Annotated in this window: 13 protein-coding genes; 7 read left to right on the top strand and 6 right to left on the bottom strand. The window is 63.9% G+C overall.

The genetic code is table 11. The annotated features are described in order from the left end of the window. Nucleotides 1–159 precede the first annotated feature (159 nt). The 4 genes from NS1_RS37690 to NS1_RS40645 form a co-directional block, all read right to left on the bottom strand. Nucleotides 160–2,085 carry a CHAT domain-containing protein gene (locus tag NS1_RS37690; protein ID WP_062992420.1) on the bottom strand — a complete coding sequence of 642 codons (1,926 nt, stop codon included), beginning with the start codon at nucleotides 2,083–2,085 and terminating at the stop codon, nucleotides 160–162. Next, entirely contained in the window at nucleotides 2,082–2,501 is a 420-nt protein-coding gene (locus tag NS1_RS37695; RefSeq protein ID WP_255284836.1) for a CU044_2847 family protein, read from the bottom strand. Before NS1_RS37695 ends, NS1_RS37690 begins: the two co-directional genes overlap by 4 nt. 248 nt (nucleotides 2,502–2,749) lie before the next feature. Then, nucleotides 2,750–3,541, bottom strand: a complete 792-nt coding sequence (locus NS1_RS37700) for a class I SAM-dependent methyltransferase (RefSeq protein WP_062992424.1) — start codon at nucleotides 3,539–3,541, stop codon at nucleotides 2,750–2,752. Continuing rightward, entirely contained in the window at nucleotides 3,542–3,718 is a 177-nt protein-coding gene (locus tag NS1_RS40645) for a hypothetical protein (RefSeq protein ID WP_157125616.1), read from the bottom strand. 187 nt (nucleotides 3,719–3,905) lie between these two features. On the opposite strand from NS1_RS40645, the gene NS1_RS41105 reads away from it, so the two are divergent. The 6 genes from NS1_RS41105 (at nucleotide 3,906) to NS1_RS37715 (ending at nucleotide 8,302) form a co-directional block, all read left to right on the top strand. Beyond that, complete coding sequence (locus NS1_RS41105) at nucleotides 3,906–4,061, top strand: DUF6131 family protein (protein WP_165610166.1); 156 nt, start codon at nucleotides 3,906–3,908, stop codon at nucleotides 4,059–4,061. A 212-nt stretch (nucleotides 4,062–4,273) separates the two neighbouring features. Beyond that, a complete protein-coding gene (locus tag NS1_RS37705; protein ID WP_062992426.1) occupies nucleotides 4,274–4,786 on the top strand; it encodes a nitroreductase/quinone reductase family protein in 513 nt (170 codons plus the stop codon). Continuing rightward, a complete protein-coding gene (locus tag NS1_RS42220; RefSeq protein ID WP_157125617.1) occupies nucleotides 4,780–5,145 on the top strand; it encodes an SDR family oxidoreductase in 366 nt (121 codons plus the stop codon). The genes NS1_RS37705 and NS1_RS42220 overlap by 7 nt, the downstream gene beginning before the upstream one ends. Before the next feature lie 159 nt (nucleotides 5,146–5,304). Continuing rightward, nucleotides 5,305–5,457 carry a hypothetical protein gene (locus NS1_RS40655; RefSeq protein WP_157125618.1) on the top strand — a complete coding sequence of 51 codons (153 nt, stop codon included), beginning with the start codon at nucleotides 5,305–5,307 and terminating at the stop codon, nucleotides 5,455–5,457. Between the two features lie 192 nt (nucleotides 5,458–5,649). After that, nucleotides 5,650–6,615 carry a hypothetical protein gene (locus NS1_RS37710; RefSeq protein WP_062992427.1) on the top strand — a complete coding sequence of 322 codons (966 nt, stop codon included), beginning with the start codon at nucleotides 5,650–5,652 and terminating at the stop codon, nucleotides 6,613–6,615. A 397-nt stretch (nucleotides 6,616–7,012) separates the two neighbouring features. Beyond that, nucleotides 7,013–8,302 carry a cation:proton antiporter gene (locus NS1_RS37715; RefSeq protein WP_062992429.1) on the top strand — a complete coding sequence of 430 codons (1,290 nt, stop codon included), beginning with the start codon at nucleotides 7,013–7,015 and terminating at the stop codon, nucleotides 8,300–8,302. 52 nt (nucleotides 8,303–8,354) lie between these two features. Here NS1_RS37715 and NS1_RS37720 read toward each other — a convergent pair whose 3' ends face one another. Next, a complete protein-coding gene (locus NS1_RS37720) occupies nucleotides 8,355–8,963 on the bottom strand; it encodes a TIGR03086 family metal-binding protein (RefSeq protein WP_062992431.1) in 609 nt (202 codons plus the stop codon). Between the two features lie 74 nt (nucleotides 8,964–9,037). Between NS1_RS37720 and NS1_RS37725 the strand changes: the two genes are divergently transcribed. Continuing rightward, entirely contained in the window at nucleotides 9,038–9,481 is a 444-nt protein-coding gene (locus tag NS1_RS37725) for a MarR family winged helix-turn-helix transcriptional regulator (protein ID WP_062992433.1), read from the top strand. A gap of 344 nt (nucleotides 9,482–9,825) precedes the next feature. On the opposite strand, the gene NS1_RS37730 is transcribed toward NS1_RS37725, so the two are convergent. Continuing rightward, nucleotides 9,826–10,560, bottom strand: coding sequence for a transposase (locus NS1_RS37730; protein ID WP_157125619.1), 735 nt, complete (start codon nucleotides 10,558–10,560; stop codon nucleotides 9,826–9,828). Nucleotides 10,561–10,638: the final 78 nt, after the last annotated feature.

Consider the following 10,638-nt stretch of genomic DNA (forward strand, 5'->3'; position numbering starts at 1 on the left):
GCAATGGGTGGGATCCGGCCGAACACGGTACGGCCGGATCCAGACAACGGTGGTTGCCCCGGATTGCACGCCGATGAGCCTCGGTCGGCCAGTTCCTAGATAGCGCTGGCCATGGCCTACCCCAATGAGTGTGACCGTCTGCCAGGCCGCGCGAGAATCTCAGCGATTCAGTGCTTGGAGCGGTTCGAGGCAGACCACGAACTTCTCGATTTCATTGATGGAGGGTTCTTCGCGGGGCCCGCATTTGGTTCCGTCTACGGTGTCTGGGTTGATCGAGACGACCTTGAAAAGGAAATCGTCGGGTTTGGTGGTGCACGGTATCTGCTTGACAGGAGTTTCGGTCCTATCCCAGCAGGTGTTGAGTCTCCAATTGACGTCCCAGCACAGGACCCAGCCGGTCACTGACGAAGTTCCATCGTCCGGGTTGCATTTCTCCGGTCCGCTGACGATTGCGTTGATCTTCGCGTCCGCCTCGGTACTGTCGCAGGGGAGCTTTTCTATCTTGTCGGTGAATCGGGACAGTCGCGCGCATTCCCCGTCGCTCCAGTGGATGGGAGGGGGCCGCGTCGAGAAAGAGATCGCGGCGGCTATTGCGAGAGCGGCGACGGCCGCGCCAGTTCCGATCATCAAGACCCGTTTCCAGCGGATGTTGGTCGACGGTGACTTGTGTTCGAGACATTCGCGGCGACGGGCGGCGGCATCACGATAATCCGGTGTCGTCGCGAGGATCTCACCGTAGAGATCGGCGGCGGCGCTCCAGGCGCGGCCTTCTTGTGCGCCGATGGCTTGCTGATATTTGTGTGCGAGATCTTGTTCTTCGGCGGCGGCGCGGCGCAGTGCGGCGGCATCGCGGTAGTGGGGGTCCGACACCAGCAATTGGTCGAGTTTACCTATGACGGTGTCGTAGTCGTGGTCATCCAGTGCGGTGCGGGCCGCAGCGTAGAGCTGCTCATTGACCGGCTTCTCCGGCTGTGGTTCCAGGATGAACGGTCGGCTGTTTCCTCCTCGCAGGTAGAGGACGGGGGTGACCCATTCGAGGGTCCCCTGTGCGCCCATGATCGAGATTCGGCCGCTGCGAACAGCGTTCTCGACGGTGCGGTTTCGCGCGATCGCCGTATAGAACCCGGCAGCAAAGGAGGTCGCGGCCGTGTCGCTGATTCTGAACTGCATGGCAGCGACAGCGCTGACTCCGCTTCGCGCCAGCACTGCTGCGGTGCCGGAGAACAGATCCCTGGTGCTCTCCGCACCGGATGAGCAGGAATTGAGGACAACCAGTCGGGGTGTCGGTCTTGCTTCGCTGAGCAGACAGGCCAAGCGAGTGGCGGGGATCGGAACTGCGCCGCCATCGGCATCGACCCAGGCGATAGACCCTTCATCGTTGGTGACGTCGTAATGGCCGTGGCCGATGAAGTGCAGGACGTGCCATTCATCGGACAACAGTTTTTCCTGTACGCCCGCCCAACCTGCTTGCTGTAGCCACTCGAAGTGCAGCAGGCCGCGGGTGGTCAACGGTTCCAGTGCCTTCTCCAGCCGTTGTTGTTCAGTGGAAACGGCTAGCGACGACATTCCCCGTGGGGTGGCCACCAGCCCCAAGATTCGCAGTGGCGGTGTCACTTTGAGTGGTTCGCAGGTGTAGGGCGCCGGTACATGACGAACCAGGGGCGCGGTCAGGCAGACGTAGTTCTTGGTGTCCTGGTCCCATAACGCTTCCCACGGCAAGGCAGCCAGCTCGGGAGCGCCGAGGCGCAGTTCCACCCGCAGTTGCTCGTTGTGATCCTGGGCGGCGGCGACGCTTGCCCGATACGTCTCGAGGACAGCGCCGGTGAACAGTGCCCGGAACAAGTGTCCGCCGACGTCCTGTAGGGCCTGCTCGCCCGGGTCAGCGACCCGACGTCCGGTTACCGATGACGCCAGTACCACCGCCTCCAAATAGGGTTGCTTCTCGAGTAGCTGGTGGGCATCCAGCTGCATGGTCGCAGAGGGTTCGGCCCCGACAGGTGAGTGCAACACGCGCGTCGTGTACTGATCGCCGCCGGAGTTCGCTTCGATCTTGATTTGAATCGTGCATGCCATTTCGCTGATCACACCCTCGCATCAAGCTGCGGCTCACGTCGTTCGACAGGCAGGTCTTCGCTCGCCGGCCGAACGCCGACAACGTTGTTCGTACGTCGGGCAATCGGATGCCATGTGAGGTCCACGCTGAGCTGGGCGGCCGCGCCCGTCTCGGCCACGATGGCACCCGCTTTAGCATTGAATTCCAGACCGAACTGGACCCGTACCTCGGCTGGCGGCGCGGCCAGCTCACCGAGTTGACCCAGAATTCCCTCTGCCATGACCCTGATCACCGAGAGCGCGGAACCGAGCGAACGCTCGGCCTTCTCCACGGCCTCTGCCATCTGGTCCCGCCCACCGCGGGTCACCACGTCGCCGTACCGGGGTAGGGAGTCGACATGCACCAGCACCTCGCCGCCGCTTTCGACCGGAAAACTGACTATCGACATCACTTCTGCTCCTTCGATCAACCTCGGAATCGGTGAACCTCCGGCGCAGAACTCGTCACGCGGGTCGTGCCGACGAAGGGCACCGAGCCAGACGCCGCTGAGCGGCATACATCTGGATTTCTAGGCATTCGCCACCGTCGGTAACGGGCAGGCCATTCAAGTGGCGCTTTTACTACTGACCCAGCTCTCGCTTTTGCCTCGTAGAAAGATCATCTCGCGCTGAGCGGGCGCTGGGATCGAGTAGTCCTCTACCTGTTTTCCAGGGAGGCGGTCCGCCGCGACAGTTCGGCCCGTAACTGCAGGAATCGGAATAGTCCTGGCCGGCCGACGACGGCTTCGTAGCGGTCGACGACCTCGTCGATGAAGGCGGGGACGTCAGCGGCGGGAATGCGGGCCGTCCAGTCCGCGAACCCGACCGTGCACCACCGGGCGAAGGCCTCGCGTGTGCCGAAGTCCCATTCCCGGTCGACTACGGTGTGCGCGGTGACCTCGAGGTCGGCACTCGCCGCGATCGAGGGCAGCGTGCCGGCGTCGATATGCACGAAGGGGCGCGCGAATCCGGCGAACGCTGTCGACCAGCGCACATCGCCGGTGACCGCCATCGCGACGTTCTCGATGCTCGGGCGAGACCCGCCGCAGACATACTGCACGAGCACCCGTCCGCTGGGTTCGAGTGCCGCGGCGATGTGCCGGTAGGCAGTCTCCTGGTCGAGCACCCAGTGCAGTGCGTTGAACGAGACAACGAGGTCGAAGTCGCGAGGGAAAGTCATGGTCGTGACATCGCCGACTTCGAAGGCGATGTTCGTGAGCTGGTCGTCGGCGGTGCGGGCGGCCTCGATCATCCGCGGCGACGGGTCGATACCGAGCACAGAACCAGCGGGCACCCGCGCCGCGATCAGGCGAGTCACATAGCCGTCGCCACAACCCACGTCGAGGACGTGCTCGGCACCCGCGAGCGAGACGGACTCCACAGCGTCCGTCGCCATCGCACGCTGGAGTCCACTGATGTGGGCGTAGCCCGCGCCGTCCCAGTCGGCCATCTACGACCCGCCCTGCGGCGGAACATCCTGCTTGACCGGCGGGGCGTCGTCCGGGGCGAGGTACGTGCCGATCTCGCGGAACAGCGCGTCGCCGCCATTCGGGTAGCCGCTCGACGCGCTGAACGGTTGGGGCTGGGTCAACCATGCAGCTTCGACACTCAGTTCATGAGCTGGCATACCCGTATTGTCGCTCGCCGGCGCAAATGAAAGCTGCACCAAGACCACGCAGGCGTGTTCGGCGCGCGAGCCGGGTGCTGAACAGTTCTCGTTCACAGGGCGTCGTCTTCCGAATGTCGGAGTATGCGTGTTTAATGGAGTTACCTGACAGCGTTCTCGCTCAGGTTCTGTGAAATGAGGTACGACCATGATCGTGCTCGGGTTGATATTGTTGTTAATCGGCTTCCTGACCGGGATCTCGATCCTCTGGACGATCGGAATCGTCCTTATCGTCATCGGAGCGATCCTCTTCCTGCTCGGTACAACTGGGCGCGCGGTCGGCGGCCGGAAGCATTGGTACTAGAGGTACGCGGATCAAGACCCTCAGGGTGATCAACGAGGGCACCCTGAGGTTTGAGTATGTCTGCCGGCTCGCCGGATCGAGACCAGCTCAGCGGTATGTTCGGGCAGTCGGCGATTGCGCCTCGAGTTCGCGATGCCGGGTGCGGCAAAATCATGGCGCGCCCTCATCGAACTAGGACGCCAACTGTCCTATATCAGCGGCATACTCGAATCATGAACGACACCGAATCGACTGCGGGACAGCTGAATAAGCCCGACATTACCGCCTACGACGATCCGGACGCGCCGTGGAACCAGGCGTGGGACGGAGAGGGCAGCATCGCCGACTGGAACGCCGATGTGATCACCGAGTTCCGGGCGAACTCGGGCAAAGTGGGCGGCGCTTACGCGGGCGGGGATCTCGTCCTGCTCACCACCACCGGAGCCAAGAGCGGCAAGCGCCACACGACTCCGCTGGGTCCGCTATATCGGGATGACACCATGTACGTGAGCTCGTTCATCGAGGACAAATACCCGGCTTGGTGGCACAACATCAAGGCGAATCCGCAGGTCACCATCGAACTCCGGGACAAGACTTACCAGGCGACCGGAAGGGTGCTCGAAGGCGCGGATTACAACGAGTTCGCAGCCTGGGTGCTGGCCAACAACCCACTGAGGGCTGACTTCCAGGCCAAGATCGACCGGCCCGTGCCGCTGGTCGTGCTGACCCTCGACAGCGAGTGCTGAGCGCACTCAGGCGCGTCGGCCACCCCGCCGATATTGTCGACATCGTCTCCTACCTCGTCAGCGACGACGCCCGGTCGATTACCGGCCAAACCCTCGACGCCAGTGGCGGTACCACTCCTCTGAGTGGTCCAGATCGGCTGTGCCGCAGTCGATCACGGTGCGCGATAGTGCTTCCGGTCGACACGCTGCTGACCGAGTCGGATGTTTCCGTGCCGACCGACGCTGAGTCTCCAGATCCGTTGTGCCAGAGCGAATTGCATGGGTTGTCCTGCAGGGGACTGAGGGCACGTTCGGTCACTGACCGGATCCGACCAGCGACCGAGCGTCACCTTCCCTTGAAGGGCCGTCGCAGGGTTTGAGCGCTACGGAAACCGAGCCATGGCCCTGAACCGACGCTTCTGAACGCCCGAGCTCCGGCTTCGGCCTGGTCGGGGTGCCCTTCTCACGGGTGAGCCGCTCCCTCGGAGCGAAGGCCGCCGGTGCAGACGGTGATGAGCAGACGGTCCTCGGGGAGTTCCATGCACTACGTGAGCCGCAGTGCCTCGGTCGTCGGGGTGCTGCGCGGTGAATTTGTCGTCGCGGGCGCACTCGGTGTTCACGATGCGCTGGAAGCGGGAATCGCGGCCCCGACCGCGTCACTGGAACACACGGCAGACAGCGCCTGCTGCTGATCAGCGTTCAGCTGAACAACCACTGATCTGGGTGCCGCGCTACCCACCGGGCTCACGCCGAATTCTGCAATATCTCACCCGGGACACGATCGACAACTGTTGCGGCGCAATGTTTGAATCATAAGTGCGGGGTAGTCGACATAGTGGTGCAGCGTTGCGCCTCCCTGACGTCGACATCGAAGGAAAGACTTCATGAGCACACGCAACACCGCTACGACCTTGCTCGCGCAACTGCGCGTTATCCGCGATCTGACATATACCGAAATCCGAATCGCCGGGACTCGAATCGCACAGGCTCGCACTGAGGCAGTACGCCGCGAACTGGCTGATAACGCCGACAACGCCCGCGCCCGCGCAGAAGCCATCGAGGCCGCGATCCGTGAACTGGGTGGCGCGCCGGAGCGGATCGGCCCGTTCATCGGACGGGCTGCCGCAGCGGTCAAGGCGATCGGCGAACAAGCCCAACCCTTCGACGAAGCCCTGCTCGCAGACCTCGTCCTCGAACATCAACTGCTCGACCGTGCCCGCTACGTCAAAGCACTCGCGACCACCGTTCAGAACGCCGATGTAGTCGCAGTGGCGCAGCGGTTGATCACTGCCCATACGGCCACCGTCGAATGGTTGACGACCGTACTCGCCGAGGACGCGCTCGGCGGGCCCGCGGCTTTGCGTCGAACACCGATTCAGGCGGTTACGGGGACTGCGGTGAAGCTGATCAATATCCCTGTTACGTGGTCTACTCGCAGCATCGACCGCGCGTTGGACACATTCCGTGCTGCCCCGCCGGCACTGGGCGAGTTGCTCGCCAGGGGTGCGCACGCGGGCGATGTCGCCGTGAAAACCCTCGCGGCCTCGCGCGATGCTGTTCTCGAAACCACCGAGCAGGTCTCGCGGCGTGAAGGCGCGGACTCCACCGCCGAGGCAACGCATTCACTGCGCACCACCACCGGCCTTCTCGATCCCAGCGAGCTGCCCATCAGTGGCTACGACGACTTGAATGTCACCCAGGCGGTGGCAGCGATCAAGGAACTCACCGATCCCGCCGCAGTCCGGACGATCCTCGCCTACGAGGAGGCGCACAAGGCGCGGCAGGGTGTTGTTTCGGCTGCGCAGACCCGTGTCTCGACGATCGCCCGAGAAGTGAGTGGGCTGAACTGAGAAGTCCCCTGACAGCTACCCCGTCGGTGCCGCCCACAGCCGTGGCGCCGACGGCCGGTCCAGCGGTCCGCCTGGCCTTGAGCCAGTACCGCGAAGTTCGACTACGTAGCATCGGCGCTCTCGTTCCCGCCAGCTGATCGCCTACGACCGGCCGCGCGAACACCGCAACAGGGCCGAATCGCACTATAGATGGCCCAAAGTTTCCGGCCGTCGATCGTCGGCGGGCTGTTTCATGTTGCCGGAGAGGGGAAGTCCGCGTGGAAATAAGCGAAGGACATTGGGCATCGAGTGGGCTCAACAATTTGTCGAGTCGTTCGTAGCCTGGGCCGGGACGAGCCAGTCGGTATCCGGGTTGTTCCGAATGATAGGTGACTTGCGCGATGATGCAGCAACAACGATGACCACTTTCAATATCGAACGCCTATACCTTGCAGCCGGAATCGCATTGCTATTGGCCGCGACGCTCCCTCGCCTCTTCAAAGATCGGGCGATCACCGCGCCGATGCTCATGTTGGGAGTCGGAGCCATCGGTGGACTCGTGATCGGACCCAGCGGCCTGCAAGCGGTATCACCCCTGTCTCATCCCACCGTGATCGAGCATCTCGCAGAGCTGTGTGTGATCGTGGCCCTGATGGGTGTCGGGCTCGCGATCGACCGGCCCTTACAGTGGCGCACCTGGGGCTCGACCTGGCGCCTGCTGCTGATCACCATGCCGCTGTGCATCGCAGCGGTAGCGATGTTCGGATGGTGGGCGGCAGCGCTGACCCCCGCCGCGGCAGCTCTGCTGGCAGCTGCGCTGGCACCCACAGACCCGGTGCTTGCCTCGGATGTGCAGGTCGAGGGCCCGACGCCCGGCGGCGCCGGCTCAGCCGAGGAGGACGACGAAGTCCGTTTCGCGCTCACTTCGGAAGCGGGCCTCAATGACGCTCTGGCCTTCCCGTTCGTTTATCTGGCGATATTTCTCGCGACCAAAGGCTCGGTCCAGACCTGGTTCGTCGGCTGGTTCACCTGGGAACTCATCGGCAAGATCGCGGTCGGTGCCCTCGTCGGCGGGATCGTCGGAAGTTTGCTCGGTCGTGGTTTGTTCCGATTCCCCATCAAGGACGCACGCCTCGCCGACCGCGGGGAACCGATCGTCGCCTTGGCCGCGGTGTTCGCCGTCTACGGGCTCACCGAACTCGTCGGCGGCTACGGATTTCTCGCGGTGTTCGCGTGCGCGATCGCTATTCGACGTATCGAGCGTGGCAGCGAATACCACGAACAGATGCACAGTCTGGTCGAACAGTTGGAACACGTTCTCACCCTGGTCGTATTACTGCTGCTCGGAGCGGCACTCACCACGGGCCTGCTTGCCGCTCTTTCTTGGCAGGGAGTCGCGGTCGGCATGCTCCTGGTCTTCGTCGTTCGGCCTGTCGCAGGGTGGCTTGCACTGCAGCGATGTGCCGGGATGAGGCCCAAGGAGCGCGTCATCACGGCCTTGTTCGGCGTCCGCGGAATCGGTTCGATCTACTACCTCGCGTACGGCCTGACCCAGGCGGACCTTCGCTCGGAAGCTGGTGCGCTATGGGCGATCGCAGCGTTCACCATCGTGTTGTCCGTGGTCGTTCACGGCGCCAGCGCAGGCTGGGTGATGCAGTACCTGGAGAACGCACGTGTAAGTAAGTCACCGACCCAGCCGAACTCCTGACGCACTGTCGATTCAGGCAATTCGTTCCGACCCGCGGCACCGCTGGCGCTGTTTACGCGCGGCCCGGCTGCCACTCGGGTGAGCGGCCGAGAATTCCTACGATGTGGGCCAGGGTTACCGTCGTGTCCGCCACCGCGAGTGCGGGGCCGAAAGCGGCGCGGGGGTGAAGGCGAGCCGTGCCGGTGGGGACCGCTTCGGCGATCCGCAGGGCCGTCGGAGCCAGGTCGGAGTCCAGATCGATGTCGTGGCCGACCGATCGGGCGACATCCCAGGCGTGGACGACGCTGTCGATGAGATGGAAGCCGAGCGCGGTCGCGGTGGGGAAGTGACCCGGTGGAATCTCGGGGAGAAACACGGTACGGGCCTCGCATGTGGCGAAGGCTGCGACGACGTCGTGAGCTGACCGGACATAGTCACCGATCGGATCGACGGCGTGGTGCACCACCCAGACCGCCGGATCGTTCCCACCGCGAGCGGCTGCGGCGAAACCGCGATTCTGGGTGCCCATATGTTCCAGCAGCGCGCGCAGATCCCATCCGGCACAGGGTGTTTCGATCGACAAGGACGCGCCGGACGCTGCCTCCACCGCGTCGATACTCAGTCGCACGGCACGCTCGTGCCGGGCGAGCAGCAGCCGATCTTCGTCCGAAATAGTACGCATGTGCTGACCGTACGCTCCTGCTTATGATCTGCCAAGGGTTATCGATCGATCCGCCCCGGCGGTAGATTTCGACCATGCCGAAAGCGACCCGCCCGGATCTCGCGGCCATGCTCGTACCACTCGGCCGTGCGTTGACCGAAGCGGAGCGGCCCATCCTCGACCGGCACGGGCTCACGATGTGGGCCTACGTGGTGCTCCTCGGCCTCGACGAACGCCCCGTCCACACCCAGGCCGCGCTCGCCAAGGCGATCCGGGCGGACAAGACCCGGATCATTCCCGTCCTCGATGACCTCCAGCAGCGCGGCCTGATCCTGCGCGAGCCCGATCCGGCCGATCGGCGCGTCAACCTGATCAGGCTCACCCCCGACGGCGCGAGCCTGCGCGACCACACCCAACGCGACATCCAGGAGCAGGAGCAGCGGCTACTGGCCGAGGTTCCCGCCGCCGATCGCCGCACCTTCCTTCGAGTACTGCAACTGCTCGCCGATCGCACCGGAACCGGCAATTCGCAGCCGTGAAGAACGACATCGACCACCTCTCGGGTCATAGTGACAACGGCATCTAACCGGGCCTTACCGGTGGCCAGGTAGGACATCGTCCGCTCGTAAACGGCGATATGGCCCGTCTCGGCCGCGGCGCTTGCTGACCGCGTCGACAACCGGCAAGAGCGCCGACCGTTCTTGGTCTGCATCAATCGCTGTCCAGCGCGCCCTGGCGGCGCCCGAATTCAGCTGGAACCGACGCTGGAAGTCAACTGTCTTATCACGCCCTGCGCTGGCGTCAACAACGTCATGACCCACAACACCTAAGGGATGTCCCGTAAGTCTGAATTAGCGACGGCGAACGATCCGCCCGCCAGGAATCAGTAAGCGTGGGCGAGGTTGGCCAGAGTCGCTACCCCAGCCATCGCGACACCTACCCCGTCACCACGTAAACGGCAGTCCCGCAGTATCTTCCATGTCTTCATCCGAGCGAAAGCGTGCTCGACACGGGCACGGACCTTGCGGTGGGACTTGTTGTGGGCCTGTTTCCATTCCGGCAGCTCGACACCCGGTGAGCGGCGATGCGGGATGACCAGACCGGTGCCCTGGTAGCCGCCGTCAGCGATCACCACCGCGTTGCGGCATGCGTGGGCGGCCCCGGACTCAGTCCACGCTCGGCAGTCGTTGCGGTTACCCGGTAATGGTTTTCCCAGCGCGACGACCAGTTCGGTGTCGGCGTCGATGACGACTTGGTGGTTGGTCGAGTACCGGTAGTTCTTGCTCTGGGCAGCGACCTTGTGATCTCTGGTCGGGACCAGGGTCCCGTCGACGATCAGCACGGCACCACGCGGGAACCGGGTGCGGGGCCGTAGCGCCAACGCTGGTCCGAGGTCCTCGGTTACCCGGGCCGCGGCCGATTTCGAGACGCCGAACACGGCCGCGAGTTGCCGCATGGTGAGGTTGGTTCGCCAGTAGGTCGCCACCAGCAGCACCCGGTCTTCGAAGCACAAGCCCCACGGTCGGCCGCGCAACGGTCGGTCGGCGCCCTCGCGCCGCAACTGTGTGATCAGGCGAGCGAACGTGGCTGGCCGCAGCCCGGAGAACAACTCCACCATCACCGGGTCAGCTGCCGAGATCACCACTGTGGAGATGATACCTGTTGCTGCTCAACGACTTACGGGACATCCCTTAGG

It is taken from the genome of Nocardia salmonicida NBRC 13393 (assembly GCF_001613085.1).
In the GTDB taxonomy this organism is placed as follows: Bacteria; Actinomycetota; Actinomycetes; order Mycobacteriales; family Mycobacteriaceae; genus Nocardia; species Nocardia salmonicida.